At 69.8% G+C, this 16,735-nt stretch carries 14 protein-coding genes, 1 tRNA gene and 3 pseudogenes; 12 read left to right on the top strand and 6 right to left on the bottom strand.

The window, feature by feature from the left end; genetic code table 11:
* The first annotated feature begins 87 nt into the window (after positions 1–87).
* The 7 genes and pseudogenes from AOQ53_RS00830 to AOQ53_RS00855 all read left to right on the top strand — a co-directional run bounded on the left by AOQ53_RS00830 (position 88) and on the right by AOQ53_RS00855 (position 5,944).
* The gene (locus AOQ53_RS00830; RefSeq protein ID WP_059413958.1) at positions 88–1,008 is read left to right on the top strand and encodes an ion transporter; all 921 of its coding nucleotides are present in this window, start codon (positions 88–90) and stop codon (positions 1,006–1,008) included.
* A 90-nt stretch (positions 1,009–1,098) separates the two neighbouring features.
* A pseudogene (locus AOQ53_RS00835) lies at positions 1,099–1,959 on the top strand (YihY/virulence factor BrkB family protein); the annotation flags it as partial.
* A pseudogene (locus tag AOQ53_RS47935) lies at positions 1,959–2,105 on the top strand (phosphatase PAP2 family protein); the annotation flags it as partial. The pseudogenes AOQ53_RS00835 and AOQ53_RS47935, both read left to right, overlap by 1 nt.
* Positions 2,106–2,265: 160 nt before the next feature.
* Complete coding sequence (locus AOQ53_RS00840; protein WP_236711515.1) at positions 2,266–2,703, top strand: phage holin family protein; 438 nt, start codon at positions 2,266–2,268, stop codon at positions 2,701–2,703.
* Positions 2,700–3,152, top strand: coding sequence for a DUF3618 domain-containing protein (locus tag AOQ53_RS00845; RefSeq protein WP_059413960.1), 453 nt, complete (start codon positions 2,700–2,702; stop codon positions 3,150–3,152). The genes AOQ53_RS00840 and AOQ53_RS00845 overlap by 4 nt, the downstream gene beginning before the upstream one ends.
* Positions 3,153–4,127: 975 nt before the next feature.
* Positions 4,128–4,424 carry a carbonic anhydrase gene (locus tag AOQ53_RS00850; RefSeq protein ID WP_059413963.1) on the top strand — a complete coding sequence of 99 codons (297 nt, stop codon included), beginning with the start codon at positions 4,128–4,130 and terminating at the stop codon, positions 4,422–4,424.
* Between the two features lie 14 nt (positions 4,425–4,438).
* Positions 4,439–5,944 carry a SulP family inorganic anion transporter gene (locus AOQ53_RS00855; protein WP_059413966.1) on the top strand — a complete coding sequence of 502 codons (1,506 nt, stop codon included), beginning with the start codon at positions 4,439–4,441 and terminating at the stop codon, positions 5,942–5,944.
* 190 nt (positions 5,945–6,134) lie between these two features.
* Here the strand turns inward: AOQ53_RS00855 and AOQ53_RS00860 are convergent, their stop codons facing one another.
* On the bottom strand, positions 6,135–6,497 hold the full coding sequence (locus tag AOQ53_RS00860; RefSeq protein ID WP_174523212.1) for a glutamate ligase domain-containing protein: 363 nt from the start codon (positions 6,495–6,497) through the stop codon (positions 6,135–6,137).
* A 254-nt stretch (positions 6,498–6,751) separates the two neighbouring features.
* Between AOQ53_RS00860 and AOQ53_RS00865 the strand changes: the two are divergent.
* A pseudogene (locus AOQ53_RS00865) lies at positions 6,752–7,729 on the top strand (site-specific integrase); the annotation flags it as partial.
* A 32-nt stretch (positions 7,730–7,761) separates the two neighbouring features.
* Complete coding sequence (locus tag AOQ53_RS00870) at positions 7,762–8,145, top strand: site-specific integrase (protein WP_059413968.1); 384 nt, start codon at positions 7,762–7,764, stop codon at positions 8,143–8,145.
* Between the two features lie 79 nt (positions 8,146–8,224).
* Here the strand turns inward: AOQ53_RS00870 and AOQ53_RS00875 are convergent.
* Positions 8,225–8,298 (bottom strand) — tRNA-Gly (locus AOQ53_RS00875).
* Between the two features lie 517 nt (positions 8,299–8,815).
* Here AOQ53_RS00875 and dcd point away from each other — a divergent pair.
* The 3 genes from dcd to AOQ53_RS44035 all read left to right on the top strand — a co-directional run bounded on the left by dcd (position 8,816) and on the right by AOQ53_RS44035 (position 11,009).
* Positions 8,816–9,391, top strand: a complete 576-nt coding sequence (dcd, locus tag AOQ53_RS00885; RefSeq protein ID WP_059413972.1) for a dCTP deaminase — start codon at positions 8,816–8,818, stop codon at positions 9,389–9,391.
* An 11-nt stretch (positions 9,392–9,402) separates the two neighbouring features.
* Positions 9,403–9,912 carry a phosphoribosyltransferase gene (locus AOQ53_RS00890; RefSeq protein WP_059414046.1) on the top strand — a complete coding sequence of 170 codons (510 nt, stop codon included), beginning with the start codon at positions 9,403–9,405 and terminating at the stop codon, positions 9,910–9,912.
* 266 nt (positions 9,913–10,178) lie between these two features.
* Complete coding sequence (locus tag AOQ53_RS44035) at positions 10,179–11,009, top strand: hypothetical protein (RefSeq protein WP_148640271.1); 831 nt, start codon at positions 10,179–10,181, stop codon at positions 11,007–11,009.
* A gap of 209 nt (positions 11,010–11,218) precedes the next feature.
* Here AOQ53_RS44035 and AOQ53_RS00900 read toward each other — a convergent pair whose 3' ends face one another.
* From AOQ53_RS00900 to AOQ53_RS47235, 4 genes are all read right to left on the bottom strand, one after another.
* Complete coding sequence (locus AOQ53_RS00900; protein ID WP_059413977.1) at positions 11,219–12,235, bottom strand: Yip1 family protein; 1,017 nt, start codon at positions 12,233–12,235, stop codon at positions 11,219–11,221.
* 83 nt (positions 12,236–12,318) lie between these two features.
* Positions 12,319–13,755 (bottom strand): VCBS repeat-containing protein, encoded by a 1,437-nt coding sequence (locus AOQ53_RS00905; RefSeq protein ID WP_063888854.1) that lies wholly within the window; start codon positions 13,753–13,755, stop codon positions 12,319–12,321.
* A 162-nt stretch (positions 13,756–13,917) separates the two neighbouring features.
* Positions 13,918–15,267 carry an FG-GAP and VCBS repeat-containing protein gene (locus AOQ53_RS00910; RefSeq protein ID WP_059413979.1) on the bottom strand — a complete coding sequence of 450 codons (1,350 nt, stop codon included), beginning with the start codon at positions 15,265–15,267 and terminating at the stop codon, positions 13,918–13,920.
* Positions 15,268–15,283: 16 nt separating this feature from the next.
* Positions 15,284–16,732 carry an FG-GAP repeat domain-containing protein gene (locus tag AOQ53_RS47235; RefSeq protein WP_059413981.1) on the bottom strand — a complete coding sequence of 483 codons (1,449 nt, stop codon included), beginning with the start codon at positions 16,730–16,732 and terminating at the stop codon, positions 15,284–15,286.
* Between the last annotated feature and the right edge of the window lie 3 nt (positions 16,733–16,735).

Consider the following 16,735-nt stretch of genomic DNA (forward strand, 5'->3'; position numbering starts at 1 on the left):
GGAGCTTGATCGCTCGACGAGCAACCCGCGCCCGGCGGAATGGGCCGGGACGGGCCGTCGCAGGCACGGAGGAGAAAAGGCAGCAGGATGCCGCAGCACCAAGACCAAGTGGCTGAGGCCATTGCCCCATCCCGGCGTCACCGACTCGCGCTGTACTGCCGCGGCGTCACCGAGGCCCGCTGGTTCGCCCTCACTGTCTTCGTCGTGATCCTCACCAACGCCGCACTGCTGGGCCTGGAGACGTACTCGGGAGTCGTCGCGGAGTGGCCCCGCTCGTTACGGCTTGCCGAGCACGCCTGCCTGGCCGCGTTCACCGCCGAGATCCTGCTGCGCATGGCCGCCCACGCCGACCGTCCCCGGGACTTCTGGAAAGACCCGTGGAACGCCTTCGACCTGGCCGTGGTCCTGTGCACCTTCCTGCCTGTCGTCCGTGAGAACACCACGGTGCTCCGGCTGCTCAGGCTGGCCAGGGTCCTGCGCACGGCCCGCTTCCTGCCCCAGCTGCGCATCGTGCTCGTCGCGGTCGCCCGCAGCCTGCCCGGCACCCTGAGCTTCCTGCTCGTCGGCGCCCTGCTGCTCTACGTGTACGCCATGGTCGGTTGGGTCTTCTTCGGCCGCCACGACCCCGAGCACTACGGCTCCATCGGCCGCGCCGTCCTCACCCTCTTCCTGCTGATGACCCTGGACGGCATCGGCGACGCCGTTCGCGCCGGCCTGGAGATCTCCCGCTGGAGCCTCCTCTACTACGCCTCCTACGTCCTGCTCGCCTCCTTCGTCCTCGTCAACGTCCTCATCGGCGTCGTCCTCACCTCCCTCGACGAGGCCCGGGACATGGACGAGGAGCGGGAACCGTCGCGAGCACACCGCCCGACGCCAGAGCCCGAGGACCAGCACCTCCTGCTCCGACGCATCGAGGCGGCCCGCCGCGCCCTGGACGATCTCGAGCGCGACCTCGCCCGGGCCACCGGGGCCGCGCCGCTTCGAACCGGGGATGAGAACGGACAGTAGAGGGGCGTCCCGGCAGCCCAGTAACGGGCGTCCATGCTGATCCACGGTAGAAACCGTGTGATTTCGGTCCACCGGGGTTACCCGGGGGGCATGGCGCGGCTACCGAAACTCGGACACAAAGATCACGAGGCCGGCGACGGCCACCGGCCGGATGCGGCACCTGGCCGGACGGAGCAAAGCACGCCGAACGCGACCGGCGGAGCTGAGGAGAATTTCGGGCCGGGACCGGACGTGGAGCGGCGGGCGCCCGATGCGCTGTCGGAGTTGCCCCGCCGATCGTGGGGTGCGGTGCTGAAAGGCAGCCTGCGGGAGTTCAAGGACGATGAGTTGACCGACCGCGCGGCGGCGCTCACGTATTACGGCGTGTTGTCGCTGTTCCCGGCTCTGCTGGTGTTGGTGTCGCTGCTGGGCCTTGTGGGCAAGTCGGCCACGGACAGTGTGCTGGACAACCTCCAGTAGTTCGCTCCCGGGGCGGCCCGGGACGTCATCACCGGGGCTGTGGAGCAGTTGCAGGGCAACGCCGGTGTCGGCTCGGTCATGGCGATCGTCGGCCTGGTGCTGGCGGTGTGGTCGGCCTCGGGCTACGTGGCGGCGTTCATCCGCTCGGCCAACGCGGTGTACGACATGCCCGAGGGCCGGCCGGTGTGGAAAGTGCTGCCGGTGCGGTTGGGCGTGACGGTCGTGCTGATGGTGGTGGCCGTGATCAGCGCGCTGATCGTGGTGTTCACCGGCGGGCTGGCCCGCCAGGCCGGCACCGCCCTCGGTCTGGGCGACACCGCGCTGACGGTGTGGTCGATCGCGAAGTGGCCCGTCCTGGTCCTCCTGGTCACGATCATGATCGCGATCCTGTACTGGGCGACCCCGAACGCCAGGGTGAAGGGGTTCCGCTGGATCACCCCGGGCAGCTTCCTCGCCCTGGTGATCTGGATGATCGCCTCCGCCGGGTTCGCCCGCACGACGAGGTCGAGGACCGTCCCGAGTCGTCGTCGTTCCCGTCCGGGCACACCTCGGCCGCAGTCGCGTTCACGGCGGCCGTGGCCCCCTCATGGCCGCTGGCCGGTGCCCTGTGCGCGGTGCCGGCCGTGATGGTGGCCGTATTGATGTCAGTGCCCCTGCCGGCCAGGCACGACCGGCTTCTCATACGGGTGGTCACAGCTGTGTCCGCACTGGCCCGTTCGGGGTACTCGCGCCCCCACCAGGCGGACGGGCACCGACGTGGCCCGCCCGGCGCGGGCGGAAGGACGGGAGGTGATCGTCGTGTCGAGTGCACAGTCGCACTCCGCCGGACCCAGCCGACAGACGCGGGACTCCGGTGCGGAGCCGGTCAGCGAGCTGGTGCAACGGGCTTCGCAGCAGCTGACGGAGTTGGTGCGCGGCGAACTGAGGCTGGCGCAGGCGGAGATGAAGGAGAAGGGCAAACGGTACGGCAAGGGCGGCGGCCTCTTCGGCGGTGCCGGCATCGCCGGCTTCCTGACCCTGCAGGCTCTCGTGGCCACCGCCATCGCCGCCCTCGCGGTGCCGCTGCCGGTATGGGCCGCGGCACTGATCATCACCGCGGTACTGGGCGCGATCACCGCGCCCATGGCCCTCATGGGCAAGAAGCAGGTCAGTGAGGGTGCGCCACCAGCACCCCAGCAGACGATCGACAGCGTGAAGGCCGACGTGGCCGAGATCAAGGAGAGTGCACAGCGATGACCCAGCCGCCTCACGACGAACAGACCGCTTCCAGCCCCGAGGAACTGCGCGAGCAGATCGAGGGGACCCGTCAGGGGCTCGGGAAGACGATCGAGTCGCTGGCAGCCAGGACCGATGCCAAGACGACCAAGGCACAGGAGAAGGCCGCTGACGTCAAGCAGCAGGCAGCCGTGAAGGCGGGGGAACTGAAGGCCAAGGCAGCTGAGGCCGCACACCAGGTGCAGGACAAGCTGCCGGATCCGGTGAAGGACAAGGCGGCTCACGCCGCCGAGCAGGCACGGTTCCAGGCTGCCCGGGCCGGTCACCTGCTCCAGGAGAAGGCGCCCGAACCCGTGCGGCAGAAAGCAGCCCAGGGAGCGCGGGCAGCGCGGGACAACCGAACAGTGCTGCTGGCGGCGACCGTGGGTGCCGCGATCGTATGGCTGGCCTGCCGCCGCGGGAAAGGGTGAGCAGAGGTAAGCCCTCGAAGATCGCTTACGAGCCAGGCGGTCTCGCCCCGGAGTGATACCTCGAATCACCTGTCAAGCGCAGTCCGAAGCGCCACGCCGCCTCATCAAGCGGCGTGGCGCCGCCGTGCGCCGGTGTGTGGTTCATGCGCCGGAGCATCACGCTCTCCTCGGATCAGCCGCAGGTGACGGCGGGTGCCGGCGTGACGTGGCGCGTCAGAAGGGCGGAACAACCGCTCCTCCCACCAGGCCATACCGGCCAGCAGCCCCGCGAGCACGGGCAGTAACAACACCGCCACAGCGACGATCACATCCGACCACCCCTCCGTGTGAGTCACCGGACGAGTGCCCCGTCACGACATGACCGATGAAGGGCAGGGTGTGAAGGTCGCGTGACCACGCAAATGTGTGCCTTCTTTGGGGCGGTAACAGTTTCTCGCCAGCTCCACTTCTGTTTTCAGGCTCTCTTGACCTGCAAACGCTCAGTTAACCCCGCAAACGGCTTTGCCAAGTTAACGTGTTCTTGACTGGCCTTTGACCGACCATTGGTACACACAAAAGGTAATGGGCTGCCTGGGGGTGTGCATGTTCCGAGGTGCGAAGTCCCGGACCGTGGTTTCGCCCTCACCGCCGTCCTGGTCGCTTTCCAGTACTGCGAATCGACGACGCCCTTCGTATCCCCGTACACAGTCCGTCACGCCAAGGCCAAAGACCGCTTCCCTGCGCACCGGCGACCGGCACCCCGCCGTCGGCTGTGTCTCCGAAGCGCCGGACCGCCGGCTGATGAAGGCATGCACCTCGGCCGCGTCCAAGCAGGCCATGCTCCGCCTCGCGTACCACGGCATGTCGAGATGGACGACAGCCCACTCGCCGGCCGCTCTGCAGGTCTTCCGCTGCTGAGCCGTAGAGCAGCACCCCACACCCCCGTGCCCGGTAAGTCCGACGCGCACCCCACGGCGCGCCAGGAGGTCCCACGCCATGCAGCCCCGCATCGACAACGCCCGCTTATTCGGACAGCGCCCCAAGGAGTTCACTCGCCTCGTCGGAGGCCACACCCTCCCGCCGTATGCCACCGCCACTTTCGCTGGCGAGAAGGCCACGATCGAGTACGCCGCGCAGGAACTCGGCGTCAAAAACGTCGTGGTGCGTGGTCACTCCCACCGCGGCCCCGACGGCGCGGTGGTGCGGCGCAACGACCTGGCCGCCGAACCGGCCGTGTGCGACCGGCTGTTGCGGGAGCACCACGCAGAGTCCGGCACCTTCGAGATGCGGTAAGGGAGTTGGTGACCATGCTGTCGAAGTTCCCTTACCTGCGGCAGGACTTCCTCGCCTCCGTCGTCGTCTTCCTGGTCGCCGTACCGCTGTGTGTCGGTGTCGCGGTCGCCTCCGGCGTTCCGGCCGAACTCGGCCTGGTCACCGGCATCGTGGGTGGCATCGTCACCGGACTCCTGCCCGGCAGCAGCCTTCAGGTTTCCGGGCCCGCCGCGGGCATGACCGTGCTGGTCTTCGAGGCCGTCAGCGAGTTCGGCGTGGCCGCGCTCGGTGTGATCGTGCTGTTCGCCGGTCTGCTCCAGCTCGCCATGGGCTTTTTGAAGATTGGCCGCTGGTTCCGGGCGATTTCCGTCTCCGTCGTCGAGGGCATGCTCTGCGGTATCGGTCTGGTGATCATCGCCGGGCAGATCTACGCGGCGGCGGGCCTGAAGGCCCCGGAGACCGGCATCGGCAAGATCGTGGGGCTGCCGGGGGCGTTCGCCGACGCCCTGGGCAGCACCGAGGCTCTGGCCTCGTTCGCGATCGGCGCGGGCACCATCGCCGTCATCGTGCTGTGGAAGAAGCTGCCGCAGGCCGTGCGGTCCGTGCCGGGCGCCCTCGCGGCGGTGGTCCTGGCCACGGTCGCCGCCATGGCCCTCGACCTCCCGGTCGCGACCGTCCAGGTGGATGGTCTGCTCGGCGTCATCCAGCCGCCCGGAGCCGAAGCTTTCAGTGAGCTGGCCGGCCCGGCCGTCTGGGGCACGATCATCGCGTTCGCGTTGATCGCCTCGGCGGAGAGCCTGTTCAGCGCGGCGGCCGTGGACCGGCTGCACGACGGTCCGCGCACCGAGTACAACAAGGAGATGATCGCCCAGGGCGCGGGCAACACCGTGTGCGGTGTGCTCGGCGCGCTGCCGATGACCGCGGTGATCGTGCGCAGCTCCGCCAATGTCGCCGCGGGTGCGAAGACCAAGGCGTCCCGTGTGTTGCACGGCGTGTGGCTGCTGCTGTTCGCCGCCGCGATGCCGTGGGCCCTGGCCCTGATCCCGCTGCCCGCCCTCGCCGGCATCCTGGTGCACGCGGGCTGGAAGCTGATCCCGTTCCGCCAGGTCGTGGCGCTGTGGCGCAGCCACAAGGGCGAGGCGCTGATCCTCGTGGTCACGGCCGTGTCGATCGTCGCGGTGAACATGTTCGAGGGCGTCCTGATCGGTCTGGCCCTGGCCGTCGTCAAAGCCGCCTGGGAGGCTTCACACGTGAAGCTGGAGGTCATAGACAAGAGCGCCGGTCCCATCCAGGTCTACCTGTCGGGTAACGCCACTTTCCTGCGGCTGCCGAAGATCCTCGACAGCCTGGAGGCGCTGCCGCAGGACCGCCCGGTCGAGCTGGACCTGTCCGGCCTGCACCACCTCGACCACGCCTGCCGCACGGCCCTGGAGTCCTGGGCGGAGCGGCACAGCGCGGTCGGCACGGAACCGGTGAAGGTCACCGAGCCGGTGAAGGCCACATCCGCCGAGAATGCCCCAGCGAACACCTGGCACCGCTGAGCAGCGGGGGCGGTGCACACGCTGGCCGTGGCGTCCACGAACTCCTCGTGTGCGGCTTCGGCGCTGACCGCGGGCACCTTCGGCAGCAGACGGTGCTCGACGAGCTCGCGGCGACCGCTCCAGTCGTGGCCGTCGATTTGGAAGCGGACCCGCACGCCCGCTACAGCTCGTACAGCACCTTGCCGCCGGCTCACAGGCCCGTGACGGCCTGCCCGGTGAGGGCTTGGGCGATCTGACAGAGCTGGCCGCCGCGCGACGCCCTGACGAGCACAGCGTCACAGGGACGGAGGATGGATTCGAGGTAGGCGGCAGCGGTGGCGTTGTCGCCTACCAGCGCAATGTCCGGCACCCCCGCCGCGCCTGCCGAGAGGGCCAGTTGCTTGGCGAGGTCTCCGCCGACTGCCACGATGAGATTGACGCCGCTCTCGGCCGCGAAGCGGCCGATCTCGCGGTGGGCTTCCACCGCCTCGTCGCCCAGCTCAAGCATCTCTCCGAGGACGGCGATCCGCCGGCCGCCTGCGGCCTCGGTGGTGTCGCCGTCAGCCTCGGTCATCAGCATTCTCCGTTGTGAATCAGGGGCGCGAAGGTGATCGCGCGGCCGGTGTGGGAATGGGACAGACGGCTGAGGGGAACGCGATCGTGCGTCTGGCCCCACGATGACGGGTCTCGGAAGAGGACCACCGGGTCGGGGCCGTCCTCCATCTTCGAGCGTTCAGGAAGCCCGCAAGGCGCTCGGCTGGCGCGGCTCAAGCGCGGAGACGAACCTCGGGTTCGCCGCGTCCGTGCCCGTTTCGGGAAGGCGGCCTGATGGCGGGACGCAAGCCGCAGCGGCGTCGCGAGTTCGGCACGGTACGCAAGCTCGCTTCCGGCCGGTGGCAGGCCCGCTACCTCGGCCCGGACGGACAGCGGTACACCGCACCGGAGACGTTCGACAGCAAGTCGGACGCCCAGGACTGGCTCAACCTCACCCGCGCCGACATCGAACGCACCCACTGGCGTGATCCCGATGCCGGCGCGGTCAACTTCGAGAAGTACGCACTGCGATGGATGGAGGAGCGCGGCCTGGCCCCGCCCACGCTCGACCGCTACGACGGCCTGTTGCGCCTCCACATCCTGCCGACCTTCGGCGGCGAGGACCTGGACGAGATCACCCCGCCCTCCGTCCGCACGTGGCGAGCCGAGCGCCTGAAGGCGACCGGCGCCACCACGGTGGCCAAGTCGTACCGCCTGCTGAAGGCCATCCTGCAGACGGCGGTAGACGACGACCTCCTGCGCAGCAACCCCTGCCGTATCAAGGGCGCTGGCAAGGAGGAGGCCGACGAGCGCCCCACTGCCACCGTCGAGCAGGTCTTCGACCTGGCTGATGCCATGGGCCCGCGCTGGCGGTTGATGGTCCTGCTCGGTGCCTTCGCCTCGCTCCGCCCGGAGGAACTGGCCGAACTGCGCCGTCACAGTGTCGATCTTGGCGAATGCTCGTTGCGGGTCACGCTCGCCTCCCCGGAGCTGACCAATGGCAGGCGCGTCACGGGCGCCCCCAAGACCCGGGCGGGCAAGCGCACCGTCTACCTGCCTGACTTCCTAAAGCCAGAGCTACGCCGCCACCTGCAGTGGTTCGGCGAGAAAGAGCCGGACGGCCTCCTGTTCGTGGGCGAGAAGGGAGCGCCCTTCCGCCGCTCGACCTTCGGACGCAAGTGGCGCAAGGCGAGCCGTGTCCGCATGGCCGAGCCCGAGCGGACGAACGGCAGACGCGCTCCCGGCGAGACCAAGTCCGATGCGGGCGTTCGCACGTCGTCCTCCCCGCCTTCCTGCACAAGGAGGTGAAGCGGCACCTCGCTTGGTACGCCGAGAAGGGTCCCGAGGGCCTGGTCTTCGTCGGCGAGAAGGGCGCGCCCTTCAGGCGTACCTCCTTCGGTCGGAAGTGGCGCCGGGCTCGCGCGGTCGTCGGTCTCCCGGACGGCTTCCGTTTCTACGACCTCCGTCACACCGGGCACACCCTGTCGGCCCGCTCCGGTGCCACCCTCAAGGACACGATGGTCCGTGCCGGGCAGTCCTCCGAGAAGGCCGCGCTGATCTATCAGCACTCCGACGAGGAGCGGCAGCGGGAGGTGGCTGCCGGGCTTGACGACCTGGTGCGCGCCGAGCGTGCGAAGTGGCACACGGACGACCCCGCGCACCACAGCGAGGAGGCTGCCGAGGGCTAATGGTGCGGTTATGGTGCGCGACCGGGCCACCGGTCTAGACAACAAAGAACCCCCGGGTCTCTGACCTGGGGGTTTCACATGGAGCGGGTGACGAGAATCGAACTCGCGCTCTCAGCTTGGGAAGCTGATGTTCTACCATTAAACTACACCCGCGTAAGACGCCGACCGGAGTCGGTGTCCGAATGCTCGCCCACTCTACCTCATGCCAGGCCTCCGGTGTTCAAGCCGCGAGGCCTGAGGGCGTTTCAGGGGGTGGGATCAGGCTGCGGGTGACCGGAGTTGGGGCGTACGGTGGAGGCGTGGGCGAGGGTCCGGGCGGGACCGGGGTGCCGCCTGGAGGGCCGTCCCTTTGATCCCGTACTGTGGCTTTTGTCGTCAGGCAAGCAGCAGCCGGACGCGGCTCTTGGGGAAGGGACTCTTGGACTTGATGGAGCGCACCGTCGTCCGTTGTGCGGATGGGCACGTGTTCACCACCGCTTCGTTCCCGATGCAGCAGGCCGAGCGGCTCGGCCCGGGCCGGCTGCTTCGGTGTCCGCGATGTGCGCGGCTCCGGAGCGTCGTGCCCGTGAGCTACGAGAAGCGGTAGCGGCAGGGCCGCCAGAAGCACGCAGGCAGGCGCGCGGAGTCGTCCGATTGTGGTCGCTCCGCGCGCCTTGCGTATCCTCGGGGCGTGCTTCTCTCAGACAAGGACATCCGGGCCGAGATCGACGCCGGACGAGTACGGATCGATCCGTATGACGACGCAATGGTGCAGCCGTCGAGCATCGACGTGCGGCTGGACCGCTACTTCCGGGTGTTCGAGAATCACCGCTACCCCCACATCGACCCCGCCATCGAGCAGGCCGATCTGACCCGGCTCGTCGAGCCGGAGGGGGACGAGCCGTTCATCCTGCACCCCGGGGAGTTCGTCCTCGCCAGTACCTACGAGGTCATCTCGCTGCCCGACGATCTCGCCTCCCGGCTGGAGGGGAAGAGCTCGCTGGGGCGGCTCGGGCTGGTCACCCATTCCACCGCCGGGTTCATCGATCCCGGGTTCAGCGGGCACGTGACCCTGGAGCTGTCCAACCTCGCCACCCTGCCCATCAAGCTGTGGCCGGGGATGAAGATCGGGCAGCTGTGCATGTTCCGGCTCAGCTCGCCCGCCGACTTCCCGTACGGGAGCGAGCGGTACGGGTCGCGGTACCAGGGACAGCGGGGGCCGACCGCCTCCCGGTCCTTCCTCAACTTCCATCGGACCCAGGTGTGAGCGGCCAGCGCGTGAGTGACGTCCGGGAGAACCTGACCTACGAGCAGTTCGGCGTCGCCGTGCGCGAGCTCGCGCGGACCATCGCCGACGACGGGTACGAGCCCGACATAGTGCTCAGCATCGCCCGCGGCGGTGTCTTCGTGGCCGGCGGGCTCGCCTACGCCCTCGACTGCAAGAACATCCACCTCGTGAACGTGGAGTTCTATACGGGTGTGGGGACCACCCTGGACATGCCCGTCATGCTCGCTCCCGTCCCCAATGTGATCGACTTCTCCGAGAAGAAGGTGCTGATCACCGACGACGTCGCCGACACCGGCAAGACGCTCAAGCTGGTCCGCGACTTCTGCCTCGACACCGTCGCCGAGGTGCGCAGCGCTGTCATCTACGAGAAGTCCCAGTCGCTCGTGAAGTGCGAGTACGTGTGGAAGCGGACCGACGACTGGATCAACTTCCCGTGGAGTGTTCTGCCTCCGGTACATAGGTCCGGCGATGCGCCGAAGGAGAACAAGGAAGCGCTCTGACCTGCGACTCTCCGCCCAGTGGCGTGTCTTGAGATCCCTCGGAGTCACCCGAGGGATTTCGTGCGTGTTGGCCACCTTCGGGGTGTGGTTGCTGACATTGGCTGCTGTACAGCCGAGGTCTGGTGAGGTCTACTCAGGGCGTTGATCCGCACCAGGCGTATGGCCATCCAGGCGGCAGCACATGCCCTCCTGGAATGCGAGCCGCCAGATGGGTGCATTATTAGCCATCCTTCGTGGCGCCTCTCAGGGAGATCTGCATGCCAGCTATGAACAGCACGCTGGGCCGACGCCCCCGAAGAGCGACGACAGCCGTCGCGGGCGCGGCCGTCGCGCTCATTGCACTGGCCGGATGCGGCTCTGGCGCAAGTGACACGAAGGACGCCGAGGAGAGCGGCAAGGCGCGTAGTTCCAAGCCGGCGGCAGCCGGCGCATCGAACAGCGGTGGCGGGTCGCGCGGCGCCGAGGCCGCCGCGCTTGTTCACAAGGCAATCGACGCAACCTTCGATCAGGAGTACCTGAGCTCGACCCGGCGTACGAAGACCGAGGGGACAACCACCCAGCGTATTGCCCTGAGCGGGGACAAGGCGGCATGCGAAGCACACTCCCGAAAGGGGCCCGCCTCCCTCGACTTCATCGTCACCGAGTCCGCGCTGTATTCGCGAGGTAGCAAAGAGGCCCTCGAACTGTCACCCGAAGCCAAAGAAGATCCCGTACGGGTGGAGGTGATGGCTGACCGGTGGGTGAAGCGTGGCGCCGCCACGTACGAGGTCATGGGTGAAATGTGCAAGTCAACGACCCGCCGGACCTGGCTGGAGAAGCGCATTCCTTCCCTGGAGCATCTTGCTGAAGAAAACCCAAGTCAGCAGTCGGTGAAGGTGCAGCAGCGATCCGCCATCAAACTAACGTACGAACGTGCGGGGGGTCCGCTGGAGTTCTACATCGCCGCTGAGGGCAGCCCTCTCCTTCTACGGGTCACTTGCCCGGCCACGGATCTCGATGAATCGTTCAGCGACTTCGGCGAGCCCTTCCGCGTGGTCGCGCCGTCTGGCGCGGTCTCGGAGCTGCAGATGGCACGAGAGGTTCTCGCGGCTCAGTGAGCTTCTCCGCACCCAGCGATCACGCGTCGTAGCGCGTCGGTAACCTTGGCCTGATCCGTGGAGCCGCCCGTGGTGCGCCGGGCCGACCAGGTGCTCGACGCCTGACATCAAGAGGCTGCAAAAGGCTTCAAGAGACACGAGAGACACGAGAGACACCGAGAAAAGGGGCTCCCCCTCCGGGGAGCCCCTTTCTCACGCCGTGCAGAGCCTCAGACCGTGCCCAGCTTCACGATCGACAGCAGCGCGATCAGCTGGATCGCCGACGCGCCCAGCGCCTTCGGCCAGGGCAGGTCGTGGGAGCGGCTGACCATGAGGGTCAGCAGCGCGCCGCCCGCGATCCAGGTGGCCCAGCCCAGCAACTGCACGAACGTCGCGTCGCCGCCGGCGAACATCGCGAAGACCAGGCGGGGTGCGTCCGTGATGGACATGATCAACATGGACAGGCCGACCGTGGGCTGCCAGGCGCCGTCGCCGCCGAGCTGGCGGGCCAGGGTGTGGGTGACCACGCCGAGGATGAACGCGCTGATCACCATCGCGACCGCCGTCGTCAGGACGATGGGGACGGCGTTCGAGAGTGTGGCGTTTATCGCATCCTTGCGGGCGCCGTCGAAGCCGAAGACGGCGAGCAGACCGTAGAGGAACGTGACGATGAGGGCCGGGCCCCACATCGAGTAGTCCCGCATCTGGAGGAACGTCTGCCTGGGGGCGAGGACGATGCCCCTGAGCAGGGCCTTCCAGTGCAGGCGCGGGCCGACCGGGCCGGGCGGCGGGGCGGCCGAGCCGGCGCGGTAGGTGTCGCCCTGGATGTAGGGGTCATCGCCGACCGCGAAGGCCTGGGTGTGGCCCGGGTTGTTCGCCGCGTACGGGTCGGGCGGGCCCTGGGGGCCGGGCGGGTACGCGCCGTCGCCGAAGTACTCCGGCTCGCCCTGGTCGCCGTAGCCGCCGCTGGGCCGCGCGGCGGTCGGCTGCGGCCAGGTGGGGCCGCCGCCGTTGCCGTACGGCGGCTGCTGCGGGTACGGCTGAGGCGGCGCCGGCGGGTAGCCGTACGACGGTCCCTGCGGCGTCTGCTGCCCGTACGGAGGGTTTTGCGGTCGCGTCTGAGGAGCGCCGTTGTTCCGGCCGCGTCCGATCCTGAATCCAGCCACGTCTTCGAACGTACCTGGTCCCGCGCGGTGGTGTGCCGGGCCCGGGCTTCCCGGCCCGGCTTTGCGGCCGAGCTGTGACATCCCTTAGGGGGTAAGGGCCTTGGGCGTCCGTGGGCGGTCAGGGTTCCGCCGTACGGGCAGCACCACGGCCGCTCGCGGCGGCGTCAGCCGAGCATGTCCTGGCCAAGCCTCAGGTAGCCGGTCGTCGACATGCCCAGCGAGCCGGGTCCGAAGCTGACCGTGTTCTTCGTCGTCACGCCCGAGGCCGAGCCGCGCAGGCTGTAGACGGCGCCGGAGGGGTGGTTCTCGCCGTCGGAGCCCACGGACAGGTCCGCCTTGCCGTCGCCGTTGAGGTCGGACAGGCGTACGGACGCGCCGAAGCGGTCGGCGGTCTCGGCGGTGCCGGGGACGCCGGCGGTGTTCTGGGTGAACGCCTGGGCGCCGGTGGCGGTCAGGCCGGCGGCCGAGCCACGCAGGACGGTGACGCTGCCGGCGATCTCGGCGGTGCCGATGGTCTCGTGGAGCGTGCCGACGGCCAGGTCGCCGTAGCCGTCGCCGTTGACGTCGGCGATGGAGAGGGCGTTGCCGAACCAGTCGCCTTCCTCGTCGGCGCCCGGGACCCCGGCGGTGTCCTGGTCGATCGTGGTCTGGGGCTGGGTACGGACGCCGTTCGCGCTGCCGAGGTACGCGCTGACGGAGCCGCCGAGGCTCTTGCCGTCGCCGCCGTACGCCGCCGAGACGACGTCGTCGTAGCCGTCGCCGTTCAGGTCGCCGACGGTCGCCAGCTCCCAGCCGCCGTTCTTGAGGAACGTCTGGTAGGTGAGGCCGGAGGCGGAGCCGAGGTAGATCATGTTGCCGTCGTCGTACGTCGACGCCTCGCTGCCCGTGACGACCAGGTCGTCGGTGCCGTCGCCGTTGAGGTCGCCGGCCGAGAGGTGCTGGGCGCCGTAGATGCTGCTGCCGGTCTGGAGGCCGGTGGCGAGTTCGTGGCGGGACCCGGGGCCGGAGGCCTTGGTGAAGCCCTCGTGGATCCAGATGTCGCTGCCGGTGCTGCCGACGGCGAGGTCGGGGCGGCCGTCCCCGCCGAAGTCGCCGACGGTGAGGGACATGCCGTACTCGTCGTGGGCCGGCACGGCCGGGTCGGGGACGCCGCGACCGCCGGACAGGCCGCTCTTGCCGCCCCAGACGACCGTGACGGAGCCACCGTCGGCGTCGGATCCGACGTCCTTGCCGACGCTGCCGATCACGAGGTCGGCGTACCCGTCGGCGTTGAGGTCGCCGGAGGTGAGGGACTTGCCGAAGCGGTCGCCCTGCTCGGCGGTGCCGGGGATGCCGGCCGTGTCCTGGGTGAGGACGGTGCGGCGGGCGGCGCCGATGCCGCTCGCGGAGCCGTAGGTGACGACGACGGCGCCCGCGTCGGTCTTGCCGCCGACCGGGGTGTAGGGGGCGGCGGTGGCGAGGTCGCGGTAGCCGTCGCCGTTGAAGTCGTCGGCGTACTTGGCGGGGGCCGCGGCGGCCGACGGTACGGCGGTGAGGAGGGCGGCGCCCAGCGCGGCCGCGGTGGTCAGGGCCGCGAGGGTGTGGGGGGTGCGGGGTGGCATGCGGGGTCCTTGCGGTTGAGGCGAGTCGAGTCGGGTGGGGCCGTGCGGGACGGCGCGGTGCGGGGTCGGATCTCGTCGCGCCGGTCTGGGCAGGTGGCCCGGGCGGGATCGGGCCCGGGCCACCTGGCCGGTTGGGCCCGGGCCGGCCCGGTTTCCGGCAGGTCAGTCGGGAAGCGACCCGCCGAGCTCCGGCAGGATGATCGCTCCGGTCTTCGTCGGCACCGTGCCCGTGCCCCGCATCAGCAGCGCGCCGTTCGCCGCGCCCACGGCCAGGTCCGCCTTGCCGTCGGCGGTCAGGTCGCGCAGGCGGACGGTGTAGCCGAAGGCGGCGTGGGAGTCGGCCGGACCCAGGACCGTCTGGGCGATCCAGGAGGAGCGGGCGCCGCTGAGGCCGCCGGAGCCGCCGCGGAAGACGTGGACACCGCCCTGGTCCTGAAGGCCCTCGACGTCCTCGTGCGGCACGCCGACCGCGAGGTCCGCGTAGCCGTCGCCGTTGGCGTCGGCGGCCGAGATCGCGTAGCCGAAGTCGTCGCCCGCCTCCGGGCTGCCGGAGACGCCCGAGGTGGCCTGGGTGACCGTGGTCGACGTGCCCGGGCCTGACGCCGTGCCGCGCCAGATCGTGACCGCCCCCTTGCCGTTGTCCTTGTCGGGCACACCGAGGGCGATGTCGCCGTAGCCGTTCTTGTCGAAGTCGCCGACGACCGGGCTCGGGTAGAGGCCTTCCTGCCGGTCACTGAGGGTCCTGGAGGCGCCCGCGGCGAGGCCGGAGGACGTGCCCTTGAGGAACCAGGCGCGCTCGCGGATGTCGCTGCCGGTGATCTCCGTGCCGATCACCACCAGGTCGGTCCTGCCGTCCCCGTCGACCTTTCCGGCCCCGAGAGCGGTCGAGTACCAGCCGGACTCCTTGTCGATCTCGCTGACCTTTCCGGTCGTGCCGGACTTGGTGAACGGGCCCCGGTACAGCCACGTCTCCCCGCCGCCGATCACGGCCAGGTCGGGCGAGCCGTCGCCGGTGAAGTCGCCCATGGCGAGGTCGCGGCCGAAGTAGCTGCCCGCGCCGCCGACGGGCGTGAGGTTCGTGCCGCCGGACAGGCCGGACTTCGAGCCCCAGACGACGGTGACCGTGCCGCGGTAGTCGTCGCTGCCCACGTGCTCCATGGAGTTGCCGACGACGAGGTCCGCGTAGCCGTCCTTGTTGAGGTCGGCGCTCGCGAGGGACTCGCCGAACTGGTCGTCCTCCTCACCGGCTCCGGGGATGCCGGCGCTGTCCTGGTGGAGGAACTTCGGGTGGGCGGTGTCGAGGCCGGTGGCGGTGCCGTACACGACGGTCACGGTGCCGCCCTTGCGGTCGACGTCGTTGTAGCCGCCGTAGGCGAGGTCCCGGCGGCCGTCGCCGTTGAAGTCGTCGTAGTGCCCCGCCACCGCCGCGGAGGCGGGGCCGGTGAGGAACACGGGGGTGACGCCGGTCGCCAGCAGGGCGGCGACCAGGGCGGTCGTGGTGGATCTGCGCATGAGGTCTCCTGGTGGGTCAGCCGATGAGGCCGGTGCCGAAGGCGCCGTAGGAGCGGGGCTGGCCGAGGCTGCCCGGGCCGAAGGAGCGGGCGCCGTCGGTCACGGGGCCGGTGGCCGAGCCGCGCAGCGTCGTGATCGCGCCGATGCCCTCGTCCTCGAAGCCGGCGGTGATCGTGAACTCGGCGCGGCCGTCCTTGGTGACGTCGGCCAGCAGGACGTCCGAGCCGAAGTAGTCCATGGCCTCGGCGGTGCCCGGGACACCGGCGGTGGCCTGGGTGAGGGTGCGGGCGCCGGTGCGCGAGACGCCCGAGGCCGAGCCGTTCATCAGGACCGTGGAACCGGAGTCCTCAAGGGTGCCGACGTCCTCGAAGATGACGCCGATGGCGAGGTCGCCGTAGCCGTCGCCGTTGGCGTCGCCGATGGAGACCGAGCTGCCGAAGCCGTCGTTCGCCTCGTCGGCGCCGGGGACGCCGGTGGAGGCCTGGGTCAGCTCGGCCATGGGGGCGTCGCCGTTGACCGGGCCGCCCTCGGAGCCGCGGATGACGACGACCCGGCCGCCGAGGGAGCCGCTGTGGTCGTCGTCCTTCGTGAAGACGTTGCCGAGGGCGATCTCGTCGTAGCCGTCGCCGTCGATGTCGCCGAGGGCGAGGGAGGTGCCGCCGTTCAGGGGGCGGGGGAGCGAGGTGTCCGGGCCGGTGGGGGAGCCGAGGTAGGCGACGCCCTTGGACCAGCTGCCCGACTCGGCCGAGTCGAGGCGGACGCGGTAGGTGAGGACCAGGTCCGACCGGCCGTCGCCGTTGGTGTCGCCGGCCTTCATGGCGTCGACGCTGTACGCCGTCTCGGGCGTGTTGATCTTCTTCGCGGCGCCGGTGGTGCCGGTCGTGGTGAAGCCGCCGCGCACGACGTAGACGTGGGAGGAGCCGGTGCCGACGGCCAGGTCCGTCTTGCCGTCGCCGTCGAAGTCGCCCGCGGTCAGCAGCCGGCCCCAGTGGTCGTGCCCGGAGACCGCCGGGTCCTTGACCGAGGTGCCGTTCTTCAGGCCGCTCGCCGATCCCCACAGCACGGTGACGGAGCCGCCGTCGCCGTCGGTGCCGACGTCCTCGCCGGAGGAGCCGACCGCGAGGTCGGTGTAGCCGTCGCCGTTGAGGTCGGCCACGGCGAGCGCGTCACCGAAGGTGTCCTCGGCCTCGGCGGCACCGGGCACCCCGGCGGTGTTCTGGCTGACCACGGTCCGCTTGGCCGGGTCGAGGCCGGTGGCGCCGCCGTAGACCACGGCGACATAGCCGGCCATGCCCTTGCCGTCGACCTTGGCGTACGGGGCGGCGAAGGCGACATCGCCGTAGCCGTCGCCGTTGAAGTCGGCCTTCGGGCCGGCGGCGGGCGCGGCGCTGGCCGCCGTCACGGGCAGGGAGGCGAGCAGGCCGGTGGTGAGGGCCGTGGCCAGGAGGAGGGTGCGCTTGCGCATCTG

This window comes from Streptomyces azureus, from assembly GCF_001270025.1.
GTDB lineage: Bacteria > Actinomycetota > Actinomycetes > Streptomycetales > Streptomycetaceae > Streptomyces > Streptomyces azureus.

What these genes read in the sequence shown, in the direction of transcription:
- AOQ53_RS00850 (WP_059413963.1), top strand. Translation starts at nt 4,128, where the DNA reads ATGCAGCCCCGCATCGACAACGCCCGCTTATTCGGACAGCGCCCCAAG.
- AOQ53_RS00905 (WP_063888854.1), bottom strand. Translation starts at nt 13,755, where the DNA reads ATGCCACCCCGCACCCCCCACACCCTCGCGGCCCTGACCACCGCGGCC.
- AOQ53_RS00900 (WP_059413977.1), bottom strand. Translation starts at nt 12,235, where the DNA reads ATGTCACAGCTCGGCCGCAAAGCCGGGCCGGGAAGCCCGGGCCCGGCA.
- AOQ53_RS44035 (WP_148640271.1), top strand. Translation starts at nt 10,179, where the DNA reads ATGAACAGCACGCTGGGCCGACGCCCCCGAAGAGCGACGACAGCCGTC.
- AOQ53_RS00910 (WP_059413979.1), bottom strand. Translation starts at nt 15,267, where the DNA reads ATGCGCAGATCCACCACGACCGCCCTGGTCGCCGCCCTGCTGGCGACC.
- AOQ53_RS00855 (WP_059413966.1), top strand. Translation starts at nt 4,439, where the DNA reads ATGCTGTCGAAGTTCCCTTACCTGCGGCAGGACTTCCTCGCCTCCGTC.
- AOQ53_RS47235 (WP_059413981.1), bottom strand. Translation starts at nt 16,732, where the DNA reads ATGCGCAAGCGCACCCTCCTCCTGGCCACGGCCCTCACCACCGGCCTG.
- AOQ53_RS00830 (WP_059413958.1), top strand. Translation starts at nt 88, where the DNA reads ATGCCGCAGCACCAAGACCAAGTGGCTGAGGCCATTGCCCCATCCCGG.
- AOQ53_RS00860 (WP_174523212.1), bottom strand. Translation starts at nt 6,497, where the DNA reads ATGACCGAGGCTGACGGCGACACCACCGAGGCCGCAGGCGGCCGGCGG.
- AOQ53_RS00845 (WP_059413960.1), top strand. Translation starts at nt 2,700, where the DNA reads ATGACCCAGCCGCCTCACGACGAACAGACCGCTTCCAGCCCCGAGGAA.